19 protein-coding genes are annotated in these 20304 nt (G+C 39.8%); 15 read left to right on the top strand and 4 right to left on the bottom strand.

Annotated elements, in window-relative coordinates:
- The first annotated feature begins 54 nt into the window (after nt 1-54).
- The 6 genes from ACJ9PY_RS04840 (at nt 55) to ACJ9PY_RS04865 (ending at nt 5557) form a co-directional block, all read left to right on the top strand.
- On the top strand, nt 55-1134 hold the full coding sequence (locus ACJ9PY_RS04840; RefSeq protein WP_411739575.1) for a hypothetical protein: 1080 nt from the start codon (nt 55-57) through the stop codon (nt 1132-1134).
- Between the two features lie 163 nt (nt 1135-1297).
- Nucleotides 1298-2713, top strand: a complete 1416-nt coding sequence (locus tag ACJ9PY_RS04845) for a SpoVR family protein (protein ID WP_063577218.1) — start codon at nt 1298-1300, stop codon at nt 2711-2713.
- Between the two features lie 167 nt (nt 2714-2880).
- Nucleotides 2881-3366: an arsinothricin resistance N-acetyltransferase ArsN1 family A gene (locus ACJ9PY_RS04850; RefSeq protein WP_264640406.1), complete on the top strand. Its 486-nt coding sequence runs from the start codon at nt 2881-2883 to the stop codon at nt 3364-3366.
- 22 nt (nt 3367-3388) lie between these two features.
- The gene (locus tag ACJ9PY_RS04855; protein WP_411739576.1) at nt 3389-3592 is read left to right on the top strand and encodes a hypothetical protein; all 204 of its coding nucleotides are present in this window, start codon (nt 3389-3391) and stop codon (nt 3590-3592) included.
- Between the two features lie 66 nt (nt 3593-3658).
- Nucleotides 3659-4114, top strand: coding sequence for a MarR family winged helix-turn-helix transcriptional regulator (locus ACJ9PY_RS04860; protein ID WP_411739577.1), 456 nt, complete (start codon nt 3659-3661; stop codon nt 4112-4114).
- A gap of 66 nt (nt 4115-4180) precedes the next feature.
- Nucleotides 4181-5557, top strand: coding sequence for an NAD(P)-binding domain-containing protein (locus tag ACJ9PY_RS04865; RefSeq protein ID WP_411739578.1), 1377 nt, complete (start codon nt 4181-4183; stop codon nt 5555-5557).
- A 241-nt stretch (nt 5558-5798) separates the two neighbouring features.
- Here the strand turns inward: ACJ9PY_RS04865 and ACJ9PY_RS04870 are convergent, their stop codons facing one another.
- The 3 genes from ACJ9PY_RS04870 to ACJ9PY_RS04880 all read right to left on the bottom strand — a co-directional run bounded on the left by ACJ9PY_RS04870 (nt 5799) and on the right by ACJ9PY_RS04880 (nt 8115).
- Complete coding sequence (locus ACJ9PY_RS04870; RefSeq protein WP_057275666.1) at nt 5799-6509, bottom strand: DUF421 domain-containing protein; 711 nt, start codon at nt 6507-6509, stop codon at nt 5799-5801.
- A gap of 273 nt (nt 6510-6782) precedes the next feature.
- The gene (locus ACJ9PY_RS04875; RefSeq protein WP_411740237.1) at nt 6783-7601 is read right to left on the bottom strand and encodes a cupin domain-containing protein; all 819 of its coding nucleotides are present in this window, start codon (nt 7599-7601) and stop codon (nt 6783-6785) included.
- 247 nt (nt 7602-7848) lie between these two features.
- Nucleotides 7849-8115, bottom strand: a complete 267-nt coding sequence (locus ACJ9PY_RS04880) for a hypothetical protein (protein WP_057275668.1) — start codon at nt 8113-8115, stop codon at nt 7849-7851.
- A gap of 684 nt (nt 8116-8799) precedes the next feature.
- Here ACJ9PY_RS04880 and ACJ9PY_RS04885 point away from each other — a divergent pair.
- From ACJ9PY_RS04885 to arsC, 3 genes are read left to right on the top strand one after another with little or no spacing between them, the layout of a single operon-like run.
- The gene (locus ACJ9PY_RS04885) at nt 8800-9141 is read left to right on the top strand and encodes an ArsR/SmtB family transcription factor (protein WP_057275669.1); all 342 of its coding nucleotides are present in this window, start codon (nt 8800-8802) and stop codon (nt 9139-9141) included.
- 17 nt (nt 9142-9158) lie between these two features.
- Nucleotides 9159-10457 (top strand): arsenic transporter, encoded by a 1299-nt coding sequence (locus tag ACJ9PY_RS04890; RefSeq protein ID WP_411739579.1) that lies wholly within the window; start codon nt 9159-9161, stop codon nt 10455-10457.
- Nucleotides 10458-10489: 32 nt separating this feature from the next.
- Complete coding sequence (arsC, locus tag ACJ9PY_RS04895; protein ID WP_063596739.1) at nt 10490-10909, top strand: arsenate reductase (thioredoxin); 420 nt, start codon at nt 10490-10492, stop codon at nt 10907-10909.
- A gap of 82 nt (nt 10910-10991) precedes the next feature.
- Here arsC and ACJ9PY_RS04900 read toward each other — a convergent pair whose 3' ends face one another.
- Nucleotides 10992-11768, bottom strand: a complete 777-nt coding sequence (locus tag ACJ9PY_RS04900; RefSeq protein WP_411739580.1) for a SurA N-terminal domain-containing protein — start codon at nt 11766-11768, stop codon at nt 10992-10994.
- Between the two features lie 827 nt (nt 11769-12595).
- On the opposite strand from ACJ9PY_RS04900, the gene ACJ9PY_RS04905 reads away from it, so the two are divergent.
- The 6 genes from ACJ9PY_RS04905 (at nt 12596) to ACJ9PY_RS04930 (ending at nt 20223) form a co-directional block, all read left to right on the top strand.
- Nucleotides 12596-13588 carry an alpha/beta hydrolase fold domain-containing protein gene (locus ACJ9PY_RS04905; RefSeq protein WP_411739581.1) on the top strand — a complete coding sequence of 331 codons (993 nt, stop codon included), beginning with the start codon at nt 12596-12598 and terminating at the stop codon, nt 13586-13588.
- 665 nt (nt 13589-14253) lie between these two features.
- Nucleotides 14254-15612, top strand: coding sequence for an MFS transporter (locus ACJ9PY_RS04910; protein WP_411739582.1), 1359 nt, complete (start codon nt 14254-14256; stop codon nt 15610-15612).
- 64 nt (nt 15613-15676) lie between these two features.
- Complete coding sequence (locus ACJ9PY_RS04915; protein WP_411739583.1) at nt 15677-16132, top strand: DUF3237 domain-containing protein; 456 nt, start codon at nt 15677-15679, stop codon at nt 16130-16132.
- Between the two features lie 78 nt (nt 16133-16210).
- Nucleotides 16211-18421 (top strand): helix-turn-helix domain-containing protein, encoded by a 2211-nt coding sequence (locus ACJ9PY_RS04920; protein ID WP_411739584.1) that lies wholly within the window; start codon nt 16211-16213, stop codon nt 18419-18421.
- Between the two features lie 150 nt (nt 18422-18571).
- Nucleotides 18572-19426 (top strand): 3-hydroxyacyl-CoA dehydrogenase family protein, encoded by an 855-nt coding sequence (locus tag ACJ9PY_RS04925; protein WP_411739585.1) that lies wholly within the window; start codon nt 18572-18574, stop codon nt 19424-19426.
- Nucleotides 19427-19446: 20 nt separating this feature from the next.
- Complete coding sequence (locus ACJ9PY_RS04930) at nt 19447-20223, top strand: enoyl-CoA hydratase/isomerase family protein (RefSeq protein ID WP_411739586.1); 777 nt, start codon at nt 19447-19449, stop codon at nt 20221-20223.
- The last annotated feature ends 81 nt before the right edge of the window (nt 20224-20304 follow it).

Consider the following 20304-nt stretch of genomic DNA (forward strand, 5'->3'; position numbering starts at 1 on the left):
TATTCTCATAACTTGAATTGTCAGAATAATCATATAATTAGGGTGGTATTTGATATGAAAAACAGTATAAATCTTGCGGGAGCATATATTGGAATCATCATTGGAGCAGGTTTTGCTTCAGGACAAGAAGTGTTACAGTTCTTCACGAGTTTTGGAATCTACAGTGTATTGGGTATTGTGGTGGCGACAGTTTTATTCGCGTTTTTGGGCATGCAAGTTACCCAGTTGGGGAGCACTCTCCAGACACGTTCCCATAAAAGCATCATCGATCATATTTGCGGCCGCTTTATAGGCAGGGTGGTCGATATTATCATCACGTTTTTCTTGTTTGGCGTTACGGTCATCATGATTGCCGGCTCCGGAACGATTTTTGAGGAACAATTCGGGATTCCAAGCATGGTCGGTGCAATCGTCATGACGGTGCTCACGATTGGTACACTTTTACTTAATGTTAATAAAATAATGTCCATCATTAGTGCCGTCACACCGTTTTTATTCGTTATCATGATCATTATTTCAGGTTATTCATTTTTCACATCCAATCTAAGTTTCAATCAAATCATTTCATCTTCAAGTAAAGGAACGGCTGCTACCGGAAATTGGTTGATGGGTTCATTACTTTATATTTCATATAATATGACTGCCGGAATTGCAATGCTGGCCGTAATGGGCGGGACCTTCAAGAATAAGAAACAGGCTGGAATGGGTGGAATCCTGGGGGGGATCGGATTGGGGATCCTGTTATTTTTAATCAATTTGGGGATGATGTCCGACTTGAAGGGCATAGAAGGCTCTGGTATGCCTACCCTTCATTTAGCGAATCAGATTTCTCCATGGTTGGGATATATCCTATCAATCATCCTTTTAGGAATGATTTATAATACAGCTGTCGGGATGCTGTATGCATTCACCGCCAGGCTGGTGCCTGCGGAAACGAAACGATTTAAATTATCCGTGATTATAGTCGGGATTATCGCCTTCCTTGCAAGTTTCGTTGGCTTTATTAAATTGGTTGGGACGGTATACCCAATCACAGGATACTTAGGTTTTGTCATCATTGCAGCGCTCATCATTTCCTGGATCCGTTCAAAAATGAAAAAAGAGGCTGTGAATCCGGAATTAGCAAAATTTTAATATCAAAGGGATTGAGTGCAGAACTGCATGAAACATTTGGCCTGACATCTTCTTCATGGAGGTGTTTTTTTTCTGTTATCGAGGACCTTTACTCATGATCACGGCATTTTTCCTCCTTTTTTTCATACATTAGTTTAAAGGCGGAAGACAAGGGGGATATCGGATGAATGAAGCGGAGCAAAAGGCTCTGGAATATGCCATTAGTGAAATTACAGAAATAGCAACGGGGTTCGGGTTGGATTTTTACCCGATGCGCTATGAAATTTGCCCTTCAGAAATCATTTATACATTTGGTGCCTACGGGATGCCGACCCGTTTTTCTCATTGGAGCTTTGGAAAGCAATTTCATAAAATGAAGCTGCAGTACGACTTTGGATTAAGTAAAATCTATGAACTGGTCATTAACTCTGATCCTTGTTACGCTTTTCTGCTGGACTCCAATTCACTTGTACAAAATAAATTGATTGTTGCCCACGTTTTGGCGCATTGTGACTTCTTTAAGAATAATGTACGTTTCAATAATACCAAGAGGGATATGGTAGAAAGTATGTCGGCAACGGCAGAAAGAATCCGTGAATATGAAATCCTTCATGGCAAAAAGGAAGTGGAAACCTTCCTGGATGCACTTTTAGCCATTGAAGAACATATCGATCCGTCGCTGATGAGACCGAAGCTTGCCTGGACGATGGAAGATGAGGAAGAAGAAGAGGAAATAAAACCGACAGCCACACAATACGATGATTTATGGAATCTTGATAATAAGGATAAACCGCAGAAATCCAACATTAAAAAAAGAAAGAAATTCCCGCCAAGGCCAGAAAAGGATATTATGCTTTTCATAGAACAGTACAGCAGGGATTTAACCGATTGGCAGCGGGATATCATGACGATGATCAGGGAAGAGATGCTGTATTTCTGGCCGCAGCTGGAAACGAAAATCATGAACGAAGGCTGGGCATCCTACTGGCATCAGCGCATTATCCGTGAATTGGATCTATCCTCAGGGGAAGCCATTGAATTCGCGAAACTGAACGCAGGTGTCGTGCAGCCTTCACGGACCAGCATCAATCCTTATTATCTTGGATTGAAAGTGCTTGAAGATATTGAAGAACGCTATGATAATCCGACCGAAGAAATGATCAGGCTCGGCGTCAAGCCAGGATCTGGCCGGGAAAAGATGTTCGAGGTCAGGGAAATCGAATCGGATATTTCCTTTCTCCGCAATTATTTGACGAAGGACCTGGTCATGCGGGAGGATATGTACCTATTCCAAAAGCAGGGCAAGGATTATAAAATCGTCGATAAGGCATGGGAACATGTTCGTGATCAACTCGTGAGCATGAGGGTTAACGGAGGTTTCCCTTATATCACAGTTAACGATGGGGACTTCATGCGTAATGGGGAACTTTATCTAAAACATTGGTATGAAGATATTGAGCTGGATCTGAAATATCTCGAAAAAGTCATGCCATATATCCATCAGCTTTGGGGCCGCTCCGTGCATATGGAATCAGTCATAGAAGGAAAAGAAGTCCTGTTTTCCTATGATGGCAAAGGCATTCACCGTAAATATTTATAAAGCTGATAAAACTGCCGGTCATTCGGCAGTTTTCTTGTTTCAAGCACTTTTATTCGTATAGTGATCCTGTAAAAAACAAAATATTTGCAACTTGCAACTATTGATGTTATAAATCAACTAAGAATATTAAAGAAATCATTTGGCAAACGAAAGGAGAAAGGCATGTTATGATCATTCGTGAAGCGATTGAAGCAGACTTGGACTCGGTCAAAGATATATACAATCAGGGGATTGAGGATAGAATTGCCACGTTGGAAACGGAAACGAAGGATCAAGCCTACATGGAGGAATGGTTTGCCAAGCATATCGGGCGATATAAGCTGATTGTCGCCGAGCAAGATGGGGAAATTGTCGGTTGGGCTTCCTTGAATCAATATAACAGCCGTAATGCTTATAAAGGGGTTGCCGATTTATCCGTATATATCTCGAGAGATCATCGAGGAAAAGGGATTGGCGGTTTATTGCTGCAATCAATCGAAAAGCACGCAAAAGAAAATGACTTCAATAAGATTGTGTTATTCACTTTCCCCTTTAACCAGATTGGGCAAGGATTGTACAGAAAACGGGGGTATAGAGAAGTGGGAGTGTTTAAGAACCAGGGAATATTAGACGGTGAATTTGTCGATGTGATGGCTATGGAGAAATTACTGTAAACAATTAGGGGGTAGGAGTATTATGACAGTGAACCATTCAAGCATATTGTCTGTCAGTTATTTTGATGCCTATTTCAATCTTGTTTTAGCATTGCGTGAACCTGTGGCGGATAATGCAAAGAAATACATCGAAAAGAACTTTTTCAAAGGAGAAGCGTGCTATTACGGCGAGCAAACTCACCGAAATTTCATGACGGCTTTTAATAAGCTAAAAGGATCAACATAAAAATAGTTGAATCGAATAGTTGCAAAATGCAAATAATTAGCGTATAAATAAAGTGAGGTGAAAGTAATGGAAAATGAAAACCTTAGAGGTCTCTTCCAACTCTTGACTAGACGTTTTGGATTATTGAATAAAAATTGTTGCAGCGCTGATGGAATTGAGATATCCCTCGTTCAAAGCCATATTCTGTACGAAATAAACCGACAAAATAAGGCTTCCATCCAGCAAATTGCAGAAACCCTGGGAACGGATATTACGACGTTCAGTCGACAAATCCAATCCCTAATAAAATTGAATTTGGTCACAAAAACGCAAGATGCTGAAGATCGGAGAATTTTCATCCTTTCTTTGACCGATGAAGGCGTGAAAGTCAATCAAACCATCGATCAGCAAATGAATGATTACTTGAATGAGATTTTCAAGACGATGAATGAGTTTGAAAAGGAATCCGTCGTGCGTTCCCTGAAATTGCTTAATGATAAAATGCTGAAGTCTTCCGTATGTTGTACTACTCCTTGGGGGTAGTATAATTTTTCGACAATACTTGCAAACTACAACCTTTTTTAAGAAATGAAAATATAGGAGGGAATAATGATGGGTCAATTCGATAAAAGTGCATTACCAGTAGCAATTATAGGTGGAGGTCCTGTGGGGCTGGCCGCTGCCGCTCATTTACTAAAAGAAGGGGAGAAGTTTATCGTATTGGAAGCGGGCGAATCGGTTGGTTCCAGCATGTTGGGGTGGGGACACGTTCGCATGTTTTCTCCATGGCAATATAACATCGATAAAGCAGCAAAGGATTTACTGGAGAACGCTGGCTGGATGTCACCTGACGAAAATGCTTTGCCAACAGGTCGTGAACTGGTTGAAGAGTACCTTCTGCCGCTAAGTAACCTTCCAGAAATAAAAGAACGGATTATGTTACAGGCAAAAGTAGTCGGTGTTGCCAAAAAGACTCACGATAAATTAAAAACAGGAAAACGAGACACAGTTCCCTTTCAACTCTATTTAGAAGTGAATGGTGACACAAAAGTCATTGAAGCAAAAGCAGTGATTGATTCCTCAGGTACCTGGACCAATCCAAACCCGATCCTTTCAAATGGAATTTGGACGAATGCGGAGAGACAATTACACAATCAAATCCACTATGGCATTCCTAACGTCGAACAACTGGAAAACCGATATCAAAATAAAACCACCATGGTGATTGGAAGCGGTCATTCTGCCATAAATGCTCTATTGGATTTGGCCACTTTACAGCAAAAATATTCGGATACAAAGATCTACTGGGTTCTTCGTAAAAAACAGATTCATGAAGTGTCCGGTGGGCAAGAAAACGACGGGTTGGCGGCTCGTGGAGAGTTGGGCATAAGAATTCAGCAATTAGTGGAGTCTGGACGAATCAATATTCTTACTCCCTTTCATATTAATGAAGTGTATCCAACAAACGATAAAATCACGGTAGTAGGAGAACTAAACGGAGAAGAATTCACAATCGGTGACATCGATGAAATGGTGGTGAGTACGGGTTTCAGGCCCGATACAAGCTTTTTAAAAGAAATAAGGATAAACCTTGATTCAGCTGTGGAAAGCATAGACACGCTTGCTCCGCTAATTGATCCCAATATTCATAGCTGTGGAACGGTGAGACCGCATGGTGAACAGGAATTACGGCACCCTGAAAAGAACTTCTACATTGTTGGGATGAAGAGTTATGGAAGAGCACCTACATTCTTACTGGCAACAGGCTACGAACAAGTCCGTTCCGTGGTGGCTTATCTCACAGGGGATGTAGAGGGGGCAAAAGAAGGACACTTGGAACTGCCTGAAACAGGAGTTTGCAGTGTGAATCTTGCATCTAATTCCTGCGATTCTGATATTCCTGCAACTGAAACAAACGATCGTTCTTGCTGTGGCAGCCACGTTCTAGCGAGATTGGAAATGAAAAATAATTCCTGTTGTGAATAAACCAAAAGACCAGTCAGATGAATCAGGCTGGTCTTTTTATAGGCCTTGTTAAACATTTTTTTTTGAACAAATAGAAGAGAAAACTTATTGTGGGCTTTTTTCGTGCCCTATGGATGTTAGGATTTCCTGAATAGAGTTAATAAAACAAACCACTTAAGGGGATTTCTTTATGTATAGTTTTTACTTTTAGTTACAAAATGAAGAATGGTTGTTAACGAAACTCTTGTGTTCCAATCAATAATTATTCTTTATCAATAGGGGAATGAATATGATCCCTAAATGTATCAACATACAAATTACCATTGGCAGCCAGTACTGCATAAACAACATCATGTTTTAATAAATTACGTTTTATTAACTCTGATTCTAACCATGAAAACGTTATATTATTTTGTTCTAAATTCTCTTTAATTATTTCTCCATCCATAATAAGTTCAATAGGTAACTTCTGTTCAGGCATTACTGGAACCATCAAATCCTGTTTTGTAACGTTCCTAAATTGCGGCTTTTTTAGTACTGTTAACGTTCCATTTGTTTCAACTATGGCAAATAGAACCTCTTCAATGTTAAAAATATCCCTTTCCCTTAGTTGTTGATTTAAATAATCCAATGTATATCGCATTTTATTCATGTTTCCTTCTAAAATTTTTCCATTTTGCATCACAATTGTGGGATCTCCAGCCAGAAATTTTCTTCCTTTACTATTTTTTAATGAAATAAGTGCCATCAGGAAAATAATTGCTATATATATAGTAAATGCAATGATTGTATGATGTACCTTAATAGAAGTATTGAAGGCTAAATTCGCTGCAATAGCTCCTAGCGAAATTGTTGCAACAAAATCAAACATTGTCATTTGAGATATCGTTTGTTTACCTAATATTTTTGTTCCTACTAGTAATAAACTGAAAGAAGTAATTGACCTCAAAATTACTTCGATATGTTCAGGCATTTTCCCACCCCGATTTTATCTATTGTTAGTTATATTATATCCTTGATTTTTTTTATTTATTTCACATTGTATTAACCGCTTTCTAGATAAATAAGAAAAAGACAGGTTTCCCTGTCCTCAATATTAGTATATTTCATATTAACTTTTCGATATATTCATTATTAATAACAATTTCTATTTGTGATCGGTTCACCATGATAATTCTGATTCTACCCGTGGTCTTTAAAAGGGCTAAGGGAACTGTCCTCAGCTTGCATCATAATAGTTTTCACTCTATTTATACATATTTTTGCTTTGCTGAAGAAGTTTGGATTCTCCTGTACGTTCCCATTCCTCTACTGTTTCATATGCTCTTTCAGGAGAATATCCTTTCCCTACAAGAACTCCCATTAGAATAAATTCTTGAAGAATGTGCGTGGAATTTATTCCTCTTTTAACATCCTCTAATCCTTCCTTTACCAAAAATTCCGTGTACTGTATCCATTCATCTGGGGTCATACCAACTGTTTTTCCATTGCCATTTCCGTCTTCCGCAGCAAATGCATCTGCTTTGGTAACATGAACAGTACCAAATGGATGGTTAGGAGGAGCATATATTGCGTAAAGTTTAAGAGGAATATTACCTGTATTGATTAGATTATGCCATGTACCAGCAGGTATCATTATTGCAGAATCATCATAGACATTTCTTTCAAAGTTTAAATTTTCTTTAGTCGTGCCCATTTGAACAATGCCCTGGCCTTGTTCAATGCGTAAGAATTGGTCAACATTAGGATGTATTTCCAAACCGATATCTTCGCCAACGTTCAGACTCATCAAAGTAACTTGTGAATGTGTTCCTGTCCATAAAGCAGTACGATAGGTATTGTTTTGCTTCGTTGCTTCATTGATATTAACGACAAATGGATCTGGTCCATAATCTGTTAAAAAAACACTTCCATTACTGTTGGAAGAGCGAAAAGAATCATATCTGTTTGCATACTCTAACTCATTAGGAAAATTCCAGTAAACAGACGGTCTTCCATAGTTATACATTGGTACATTGACATAATCAAGATATTGATACGGATACATATAGGGAACATAGTACATTTTTCTCAATCCCTTCACAGTTTATAAAATTACCCTATGCAATTGGTAAGGGAATGTACTTATCATTCAGGTCATATTAACTAAAATCCACTGTTTTATTAAATAGCCCGATTGTTGAACAAAGACCAAACATTATTATTCAACTATAAACTTTCCCTTTAGTTGAACCTACTTCCTTAAGGGGAATTTTGGCGGTGTTGAACTGTCGTAATTTTTACATTTGAAGAAGAATATACACAATGATAATTTACTTTGTTCTCACGCCTCTTTTTGTTAATACATTTGTTAATTTGTCAATTTGCTGTTGCATTTTTTCAAGCTTCTCATCTAATTCTTTTTGATCTTGTTTTTCTTTTTCTGAATCAATGATTGCCTCATCCATAGCAGTTAAAATTGCTAATGCTGACAGACCGTCTGCAATAGTGGTAAGAATAGCAGCTGTTAGCCCAAGTCTGAGACTAGGACTTATTGGCGATTGTTCATTTTGTTCTGATTTTGAATAGGTGTTATTCATACAATTGCTCCCTCATTCAACAATGTTAGAAAAGTTAAAATTTAACTTATGTTCAAGGGTTTTTGGTAATACATTTTCTTGCAATCAGACTTTATTCGTTCTCTTCTTATTTCAGAATGAGCTAAATATGGCCTCTGTCAACGGTACCGAACCGAAGGGAGGATAAGGAGTTGACAGATTCACTGCACCAATTCCCTCTTGGTGTCTAAAAAACACTCTAACTACTCCTTTAAAAAACAGCTACAACATGAGTTCGTTTTTTTAAAATGCACTATTTCCGTAGGGTGTGGCAAATCCAGCGCTATAACCATAAACACCCGCATAAGCGATTACTAGGCAGAACCTTCATCAAATCCCCCACAATCGCCAGTAACACGAGACATACAATTACTCCTTATAAGTTTTAAGGAGGGTTACTTACATTAAGTTATGTTCCACATAGGTAAATGACACAATTTTTTTAAGAGTAGCTTTGCAGTACTCTAACGTATGCCTGCAACTATCCTGCTCCGTTAGTTCATCAAGAAAATCAACAACACCCTTTATGAAACATCTTTTTAGCATACTATAAATTATTTTGTTAAATATTTAATGGTTGATTAAATAAGAATATGCTTATAAAATAATGTTGAATAATCACATAAGCATATACTTATTTAATTTGGGCCAGGAGGGGGGAAGGCAATGAATGGGGCGTTGGATATAGAAACCACGGCAAACATTCTTAAATTATTAGGAGATAAAACCCGTTTGACCATGATTAAGATCATGTCTGAGCATGAATGCTGTGTCTGTGAATTTGTGGATCTATTCGAGATGAGCCAGCCGGCTATAAGCCAACATTTACGAAAGTTGAAAGATAGCGGAATTGTGAATGAAGCGAGAAGGGGACAATGGATATTCTACTCGTTAAACCAATCATCCTCGTATTACTCATTTATTCAAACGGTCATCAAGGACTTGCCGAGTCAAAACTTTAAATTAGAAGAATTAACAGCACAAGGAAAACGGATTTGTTGTGACTAACGAGGAGGAGAACATCAGTGGGTACAGTTATATTAGCTAGTATCATCTTTTTGCTGACGTTGACATTCGTCATCTGGCAACCCAAGGGATTGTCAATCGGCTGGTCAGCATGCGGGGGGGCGGTACTTGCCTTACTATTTGGGGTTGTTGACTTCAACGATGTAATTACTGTTACAGGTATTGTATGGAACGCGACGTTGGCGTTCATTGCTATTATCATTATTTCTTTGATTTTAGATGAAATTGGTTTCTTTGAATGGGCTGCCTTGCATATGGCTAGAGCGGCTAAGGGAAATGGAGTAAGGATGTTTGTGTATGTGAGCATTCTCGGTGCTCTAGTTGCTGCGCTCTTTGCAAATGACGGAGCCGCTCTCATTTTAACTCCGATTGTATTGGCGATGGTTCGAAACTTGAAGTTAGAAGAGAGAATGATCTTCCCATTTATCATCGCGAGTGGGTTTATTGCAGACACTACATCCTTACCGCTTGTGGTAAGTAATCTGGTCAACATTGTTTCTGCGGACTTTTTTGATATCGGGTTTATTGAGTTCGCATCTAGAATGATCGTTCCCAACCTGTTTTCATTAGCAGCAAGCATCCTGGTATTATATTTGTACTTCAGAAAGAGCATTCCGAAGAATTATGATATGGCTCAATTGAAGAAGCCAGTCGATGCCATTCGGGATGTGAAAATGTTTCGCCTGTCTGGGATTGTTTTAGGCATTCTTTTGGTAGGCTATTTTATCAGTGAATTTTTCAACATTCCTGTATCCATCATTGCAGGTGTTATCGCCATTTTCTTCTTGTTTATGGCAAGACGGAGTCCAGCGGTCAACACAAAAACCGTTATCAAAGGTGCACCATGGGCGATTGTGTTTTTCTCCATTGGAATGTATGTCGTGGTGTATGGATTGAGAAACGTTGGATTGACGAACATTTTAGCTGACCTTATACAAGTAACAGCTGATCAAGGATTATTCGCTGCTACTGTCGGGATGGGCTTCATCGCAGCTATCCTTTCATCACTTATGAATAACATGCCAACCGTAATGATTGATGCACTGGCGATATCAGATACGAATACAACTGGGGCAATAAGAGAAGCCCTGATTTATGCAAATGTCATCGGTTCGGACTTGGGCCCGAAAATTACACCGATTGGTTCTTTGGCTACGTTATTGTGGCTGCATGTCCTTTCATTAAAAGGCGTGAAAATCTCATGGGGAACTTACTTTAAAACGGGAATCATCTTAACCATCCCAACATTGTTCATCACATTGGCCGGCTTATATATATGGCTGCAAATTATTCATTAAACCTTACTTTACAATCAAAGGAGAGAAACCGCATGGCTAAGAAAACGCTATACTTTTTATGTACTGGCAATTCTTGCAGAAGCCAAATGGCAGAAGCATGGGGGAAGAAATATTTAGGTGACGAATGGCAAGTGCTTAGTGCAGGAATCGAGGCCCATGGGTTAAATCCCAAAGCAGTAAAAGCAATGAATGAAGTTGGATTGGACATCTCCAATCAAACATCGGATATCATTGACCCAGATATATTGAATAATGCTGATTTTGTCGTTACATTATGTGGCGATGCGGCTGACAAATGTCCTATGACACCACCGCATGTTAAACGTGAACATTGGGGCTTTGATGACCCGGCAAAAGCGGAAGGAACAGATGAAGAGAAATGGGCAACCTTCCAACGTGTTCGAGATGAAATAGGTGAAAGAATTGCTCGTTTCTCTAGAACTGGTGAATAAATAATTGAAAAAGCGTGGATGTTAGCAGGGGGACCAAAGACCATAAAGAAAGAGCTGCCAAATTCGGCAGCTCTTTTCATCATTAAATCTTAATATCGACTTTAGCATTTTTCTGAAGTTCTTCGACATGCTTCACAAGCTTTTCTTGTTTCTTTTGCTGCTCTAGTTGTTCCTTGATTTGCGGCTTCATTTCTTCGAGTTTCTGTACCTTCTGTCCGCTTGTTTTAGCTTGCTCCGCAACCTGGTCGTAATACTTTTGGATTTCTTCATCAGTTGCTTCTTCTACTTTAATCTCTTTTTCAACGTACTTCGTATATGGGATGTTCTCTGCGATCTGCGCATTCAGCATTTCCGAATTCAGACCTGCTTGCTTCAATGCCGCCTTGAATTTCTCTTCACTCTCATATTGCTTCTTGATTTCGGCAAGTTGCTTTTCAATTTCAGCCTTGGAAGCTGTGTAGCCCTTTTTATCAGCTGCTTGAAGCAGCAATTTTTGTCCCACTAAAGAGGTGAGCGTTTGCTCTTTAATTTGTTTGGCGCCCTCCTTGGATGTTGGGTCTTGTCCGAATTGCTGCATCTGCATTTGTGTGGTGGATAACACGGTATTATATTCCGCACCTGAAATTTTTTCGTCATTGACGATGGCTACCGTTTTCTTTTCATCAACCTTTTGCTTGTCTAGTTTCTTTTGCATTTCTTCCATCTGTTTTTGCTGTTCCTCAGTTGCTTTAGCCGTTTCTTTCTCAGTTGTTTTAGTCTCTTTCTCGTCATTTTTCTTATCAGCTTCATCGTTCGAACCACAAGCCGTTAGAACAACTGCCAATAATCCAATGATGATTGGGTACAATAGTTTCTTCATATTTCAGTCTCCTCTCGAATTCAATGCTAAAAAATCATCTAATGCGCATTATAAAGGAATTTCCCATTAAAACACAATAAATTCATTCTTTTTTCCAGAAAACAGGAAGATAGTATAGGCATCATCTCATTATATAAGTGTAACATTCGCGGAAATGAACCCATTTACCCTTCGTCATGCAAAATTCTTAATGGGAATGCGAAGGCTTGATACCTGGTGGGCAGTCAGAAACTTGTAATCAATCTCTTAATCACAAAACGTAACTACTGTAAATTGGTTTAGTAAAAGAAAGACTCGTCAGAAAATTCTTTGTTACTCTTCTAGGAATTAAGCGGTTTAAATCTCTACTTAATTTCCACATGTGTGTTTTCATCATCGATCCATATCAGCGGTTACGCCAGCATTTTGACAAAAAACCTAGTCGACAGAACCCTTGTATAAGTAGTTTATTATAAATATACATTTGATTGAAGCTTCCTGTAGGAGATTTTAGAGATAAGTAAATCCCTCGATGAATCTCTTTTGAAAAGAAGGGAATATGTTCTCTTCCAGGTTAGTATTCAAAACATACAAAAACACATTTCCTTTTTCCTACAGAAAGCGGCTAACAATTTTACACGCAAGTTATTAATATAAAGACAAGGAAAAAATTGCAATTTAATAAGAGACTATCTGTTGATTTGTCGGCGCTTCCATTACAGTTTGGTCCTAATAAAGGAGGGTACAATTCATGGACTTGGTTGAGTAAGAGTGTAGATTAAGTAAGCGTTCAAATAAATCAATACATCCTATGGGTTATTATAAAAATATTCTAGGAGGATAATTGAATGAGAATAAAAAAGGCTCCCTTTCTTTCTTTACTAATGGTTGGTATTCTTGCTGTTGCTACTCCACTTGCTAGTGCAGCTGACAACAAGGCTAAAATGTTAGAAGTCCCTATTAAGGATCCTTCTGTTAATTTAATTTCAGATGTTGTTTACTCTCAGCAACCTATTTATGGTGATTCCAATGTTCCACTAGAAATGGATATATTACAGCCTGAAGGTGAAAAACCACTTCCTGCAGTTGTATTTGTACCAGGAGGTGGATTCATGTCAGCTAATAACGATAAGTCTGTACAACAAAGAATGACCATTTCAAAGGCAGGTTACGTTGTCGCTAGTATTGAATATCGGGTTACGCCTCAGAGTACCTTCCCTTCACCACTTGAAGATGTGAAAGCGGGTATTCGCTACCTGCGTGCCAATGCTGAAAAATTTAATATCGACCCTGAGAATATCGTTGTAATGGGTAGTTCAGCTGGCGGATATCTTGCTGCGTTTGCTGGAATAACAAATGGTTTGGCGGAATTCGATAAAGGGGAAAATCTAGATCAAAGCAGTGATGTGAAAGCGGTTATCGATTTATATGGGCTTTCTGACTTAACGAGAGTTGGAGAGGGCTTTTCAGAAGAGATTCAGACCCTTCACAAATCTCCTTCCGCACCAGAAGGTATGTGGGTAAATGGTCCTTCCGTAATGAGCCCTGGTGGTTCGATTTTTGATGATCTTGAAAAAGCAGCCAAAGCAAACCCCATAACATATATCACTAAGGATGCACCCCCGTTCTTAATCATGCACGGAGATAAAGATACACTTGTTTCACCAAATCAAACTGAAATATTACACGAAAATTTAATTAACAAAGGGGTTGATTCAACTTATTATGTTGTAAAAGGTGCTGGCCATGGTGGAACTCACTGGGTGCAACCAAAAGTCATGAAAATCTTGATTAACTTCTTAGATAAACACGTAAAAGGTAAAGAAAATAAAAAGAACTAAACTAAAGAGAGAAAAATGAATTGAAGCCAAATCCTTCCGTGAATCATACGGAAGGATTTCTTAGTGTGCAGTGGATTCCAATGGAAATACGAAATTTTTATCTCAGTAAAACAAGAAACGAAAAAGTAGAAAGAAAAAACTCTACATAAACATCAATACGAAACTAACAAGCAAATTTTCAAATGAATAGTAGACTCGGTAGAAGATACTGATAAGGCCATAACAAACAAGGCTAGTAGCCATAGGGGGCTCGCCCTTTATAAATTGTTAAGGAATCGAAAAAGATCAATATCAAGGGAGATTTGAAAACGGAGTTCCTTGCTTTTCTAAAACAATATAAATATTAGTCGAATGATTGAAGTCTAAGAAGAAAACTGTGCAAATTAAATTAGCGAACGTCTTCTTTCTTATATATCACTAAGCTGTTTTACTAGTTAGGATAGGTTGCACTATCCGAATAGACTACATAATAACTGAAAATAAACTTCTTTTTTCCTACATTAAGTGGCTAACAATCCTTACCGCCAGCTAATAAAATTAGATTACGGAAAAGTCAGATACTAAAAAAGGAGGGAACAGAGGTTGCAAAAAAAATGAAAGCGTTTCCTATTGGGGCAGGGTACGATTTGTTAAATGAAATCTAAATTTAAAGGGGGGCAATAATAATGAAGTTGATTAACCCAATGAAAGTAATTGACGGAAGCCGCATCCATTCATTCCATATTTGGCTTGTTTTCTGGCTTTTTCTCGTCATTTTGTTTGATGGATATGATGTTGTCATTTACGGGGCTGTCGTTCCATCCCTTATTAAGGAATGGGGAATATCGGATGTGACAGCAGGTGCAATTGGTAGTTATACGGTAATGGGTACAGCGGCCGGCGCGATCATATTCGGGTTACTTGCAGACAAATTGGGCAGGAAGAAAATTATCTTGTTGACCATTTTCCTCTTCAGCTTTTTCACACTGCTATCTGGGTTCGCCAATGGACCGACAATGTTTATAATTTTTCGGGTCATTGCAGGTATTGGCCTAGGGGGAGTCATGCCAAATGTTATTGCCTTGACCACTGAATTTGCACCTAAGCACATCCGTTCTGCTCTCGTGTCATTCGTTTTTTGTGGTTATTCGGTTGGAGCTATAGCGGCTGCACTTACAAGCCGGTCGCTTCTGCCGACTGTTGGCTGGGAGCCCGTTTTCTGGCTCGCGGGAATCCCTCTTTTGTTCTTTCCATTGTTAATCAAAATCATACCGGAATCTGTTAGCTTCCTAATTCAAACTGGTAGAGTGGAAGAAGCCAAGAGCGTTCTTGCCAAGATTGATCCAACAATAAACTTGAAAGAGGCAATAGAACTTAAGAAACCTGATGAGAGAACACCAGGTTCACCTGTTATAAAATTGTTTGAACAAAAACGTGCAATAAGCACCGTAATGTTCTGGATTTCCTGCTTCAGCGCATTTATTTTGATTTACTCGATGAATACTTGGCTTCCACGCCTTATGATGCAGGCTGGTTATGACCTTAAATCAAGCCTCACCTTTATTGCGGTCATGCAAATCGGAGCTATTGTAGGGACCATCGTATTTGGCCGATTGGTGGATAAACTGGGCTTTAAGAAAGTACTTGTTCCCCTGTTCTTCTGTGGTGCGATTGCCCTATCGCTCATCGGCTTCACGAACAGGCCATTTATCGCATATGGCCTTATTTCAGTAATAGGTGCTGCATCGGTGGGTGTACAGAATATGTCAAATGCATTTGTTTCCCAGTATTATCCTACGGAAATGCGTTCCACGGCTCTAGGCAGTACCATGGCTTTTGGACGTATGGGGGGGATAGTGGCTCCAACATTCGTAGGTATTCTTCTTACAATGAACTTGCAGCCCCAGTATAACTTCGCGGCAATTGCAAGCGCCGCTGTGCTTGGGGGATTCGCGATGCTGTTCGTTCAGGAGAAGCATGGTAATTATAATAAGGAAACGGACAAACCTGAATCGGCAGAAGATCGTTTGAATGCCGCTAAATAATAGTCGTAAATCCCGATGAGATACTCTCTTCGGGATTTACGACTGAGAGGAAGGGGAAGAGGAAATGAGCATAAACCTGAAGCATATTTTTACGGCAAACATACATGTGGACGATCCTATTGAAGTAGGGGATGTGGGAACGGGTATAAGAAGAGTCATTCCTATAATGGGTGGAACGTTTTCCGGGCCTGGGATAAAAGGAATTGTTTTACCGGGTGGCGCGGATTACCAGATGATTCGATATGACGGCATGACGGAGGCACTTGCCCATTATACGATTCAAACAGAGGAGGGGGTGCTTATTTATGTTGTGAACAAAGGTTACCGGCATGGTCCTAAAGAAATTATTGACCGTATCATCCAAGGGGAAGAGGTTCCAATTGGATCTTATTATTTTAAAACGGCTCCCCTGTTTGAGACAGGGAGTAAAGAATATGCTTTTTTAAATCGAAATATTTTTGTAGGAGAAGGCATAAGAAGACCTTCTGATGTGCAGATGAAATTTTATCAGGTACTATGATTTTTGTTTTTCCCTCTTTCATTATGTTTTTCTTCATTTACAATAGGATTAGGGAGAATTAGGAAGGGGGGATGGGTTTTGTCTAGCAGTAAAAGAGAGAAATTAATGAGAAAAGTAGATAACCATTTGCGAAAGACATCACGTTATCTGATTAAGATTGACACCGAAGAAGAGGCACTGCAGTACTTGACCGATTCCTTTCGTTCTGAACTATACTGCGATTTTGTTGGTGTCGTGTTAGAAGAGGGCGGGCAGCTTTTACCGAAAGCGTGGAGCGGCAACATACCTTCTGTAACCGAGGCCTTTCCATTTTCCACAGATGACTGTTCCTCCAAATTATTTCGTCAAAGTATGACGTATAAAACAGCGGAAGTGCCGGAAAAATGCCAGATGGCAAAAGTATTGAAGAAGGCCAACATTAAAACATGGTTTACTGTCCCCCTCAAAGACGACATTCACCATTTTGGCTTCTGCATAGTTGGTTTCTTAAGCTTCGTCCCGCTTTTGGATATGGAAGTTCACTTCGAGGAATTTGGAAAGGACATGGCAGTTGCCATGGCAATGGCGAGGGAAAAGGAAACACAGCTGAAAAAAATAGAAGGTATTGAATGGATTAGCAAAAACCTCTCACTCGATGCACCTCTTGAACAGCATATCGCCGAACTGACGTCTAGGGCAGGAAAAGGGACCAATGCCGATTTTGCGTGCATTTATTTATATAATGAAAAAGAAAACTGTTTTGTTTTCCAACAACCTGCTTACGGGAAGATGGAATACGCACACAAAATCATGATCCAAGACAATTATATGCTGAAAGACTACTTTCCCTTTCTGGAAACACCTGGTGGGAATCAGCTAACGATTCCTCTTTTCAATGATCTGAAACCAATAGGAGTCCTGCATGTTGGGAACGAAGGGACAGGTGTATTTTCAGAAGATGATTTGAGAATGTTGGAGCTGTTGTCCAAACACGTTGCTGCTTTGCTCGAAAATGCTCGTTTATATCATAGCGAAAGAGATCATAAACACAGGCTTCAATTTCTTTTGGATTCTCAGCAAGCGCTTGTAAAAGAAACCGTTGAAGTTGACAATTTTGATGGCATCACAACCATGCTCGGCGGAATATTTCAAAGTTCGGTCATCCTATTTGACCGGTTCATGCGGGAGTTATCATTTCTCGACTATGGACATGAAGGTGGTCCGCTATATACAAATCAGCTGGCTGAAAGAGCAAAGGAAGAACTCGGTAATCAAAAAGGGAACGAGCTTATCACTATGCAAGATCCCACTAGCACAGACTATTATTTTTCATTCTGGCCAGTTAGTGGCGGTGGCAATTTACTGGGCTACCTAGCCATTCGCAGGTCTGGTGTTGAAATGGATGAGTTCGACCGTCTGACGGTCGATTTGGCTCGGAATATTTGCTCAATCCAGTTTATAAAGCAAAAGCTCGTCCTGGATGCAAAAGAACAGGCAAAGGATAGCTTCATTAGCAAATTGCTGACAGAAAAAATTGATAATGAAGAAAGCATTATCCAATATGCAAACTTATTTCAATGGGACCTGTTCAGCCGCCATCGGTTGGCTGTATTGTCCATAGAGCTTGATGGAAGTGAAATGGAAGGAAGCAATCTTCTTGAACAGCAGACGAAAAAAACGCTTGTTTGGGATTCGATAAAGTCTCATCTTTCGGAGCTCGATCGTACTTTTATATCTGCATCACATGACGAAAAGTTTGTTCTACTTGTTTCAACTGAATTGGAAGGGGATAAGCCTAAAAAGTTTTGGGCCACGCTTTTTGAAAGTATTCAGCGCTGGGCCGCGAAGGGATCTATCGAATGTAAAGTACTGATGGGGATCGGGAGTGAAACGGAGAATATCCAGGATTATTATGTGAGCTATCAGCAGGCCGTTCAGGCATTGAATATAGTAAGTAGTCGGTTCGAAAACACTGGTTATTCACTTTTTAAAGACCTCGGTTCCTATACCATTCTCCATCATTTGGGTCATTCAACTGCCATTGATTTATTTGTGAAGAGTCAACTAGGGCCTCTTATCAAATATTCAGAAGGGAAAAACATCGATTTGTTCAATACTCTCCATGTTTTCCTTCAAAATAACGGGAATGTAAAAGGCACGGCTGAAGAACTCTATATTCATCGGAGTTCCCTCATATACCGGCTTGAAAGGATCGAATTGCTTCTGGATGCCGAATTAAATGACGCTGAGGTCCGGTTCAATTTGATGATGGCTTTAAAGCTTTATGATATGAATGGTGGACTTATCTGAAACAGCCTTTATAGGCTGTTTTTTTATCCTACAAAATAGCTTAAGTAATTATAGTTTTTTCCCTCATTTTGTAGGTACAAACCTAAGATTACCAAGGTTATAATTAATTTACAGAATATTTATAATTTTATATAGTCGGGAGATGGAGAGATGGCAATTCAAACAATCGGGGTAGTTGGTGCAGGTTCAATGGGTTCAGGTATAGCGAATCTAGCGGCAATGAATGGGTTTACCGTTATCTTGTGTGACATTGAAGACAGCTATTTGGAAAATGCAATAAAACGTATTGGAAAGTTTATGGATAAAAGTGTTTCAAGGGGAAAAATGACCGAAAACCAAAAACAGGAAACACTTGGACGCATTCAAACCACGACGCGCCTCGAAGAAATGAAAGACGCCGACGTCGTGATTGAAGCCGTTCTGGAAGACCTTAATCTAAAAAAGGAAGTGTTCTCTGCACTCGACCAAATCGTCCGTGAAGGCGTGATTCTGGCAACTAACACATCATCGATGTCGATTACAGAAATTGCAGCAGCGACACAACATCCGGAACGGGTGGCCGGTATGCATTTTTTTAATCCGGCACAATTAATGAAACTTGTAGAGGTGGTTCGTGGATATCAGACAAGCGATGAAACTGTAGAGGAATTGAAAGCGCTCTCTAAACAGCTGACCAAAGAGCCGGTGGAGGTGAAAAAAGATACGCCGGGATTCATTGTCAACCGGATCATGATTCCACAGTTTATCGAGGCGATCAAGCTGCTTGAAGAAGGCGTGGCTTCTGCTGAAGATATCGATAAGGCCGTTACGCTAGGCCTGAACTATCCTATGGGTCCATTCACACTGCAGGACTTTGCGGGTGTGGATATTGGTTACCATGTGATGGAGTATTTCAAAGAGGAATTCAACGATGATCATTTTGCTCCCCCTCTTCTTCTGAAACAGCTAGTCAGGGCGGGGAGACACGGTAAGAAGACAGGCGCTGGGTTTTACGACTACGAATAATAAGAATGGGGTTGAATTGAATGTATAAATTTTTATTGTGTGAAATCGAAGATAAAATCGCGGTTGTAACCATTAACCGGCCGCCCGTCAATCCATTGAATACAAAGGTATTCCAAGAACTTTCAATCGTATTTGATGAGCTTGAAGCCAATGAAGATGTTCGAGCGATTGTCCTTACTGGCAGCGGAGAGAGAGCATTCGTTGCAGGAGCTGACATCAATGAAATGGCAAGTCTTGATCTTGTCGGAATCAATATGATGAACAAGACATCCAGAACGGTATTTACGAAAATTGAGAATGTGACAAAGCCGGTCATTGCTGCGTTGAATGGAATGGCGCTGGGTGGTGGTCTCGAGCTCGCGCTTGCCTGTGACCTGCGTATAAGTTCCGATCGTGCGAAGTTTGCTTTTCCGGAAGTTGGCCTCGGTATCATTCCAGGGGGAGGCGGTACCCAGCGGCTACAGAAGATCGTCGGACAGGGTGTTGCCAAAGAACTGCTTTATTTCGGCGATATGATCGATGCGCAACGGGCATTGGATTTGCATATCGTCAATAAATTGGTCCCAGCTGGTGAGGTGCTGGAGACAGCGAAGGAATGGGCCGGGAACTTGGCAAAAAAACCACCAGTTGCTCTTCAAATGGTGAAGACTGCAGTCAATGCAGGAGGAAATACTGACCTTGAATCGGGTTTGATTATCGAAAGCGTTTGCTTTGGCAATGCATTTTCAACGGAAGATCGGAAGGAAGGACTTAAGGCTTTCGTTGAAAAAAGAGAACCAATTTATTCAGGAAGATAAATAGTGAAGCAACACTAGATAAGTAAAACCCATAAACGTAGATATGAAGGCAATTAAAGAAGTTTTCAACTGTAGATTCCA

This window comes from Peribacillus sp. S4 (assembly GCF_046715815.1).
GTDB lineage: Bacteria > Bacillota > Bacilli > Bacillales > DSM-1321 > Peribacillus > Peribacillus frigoritolerans.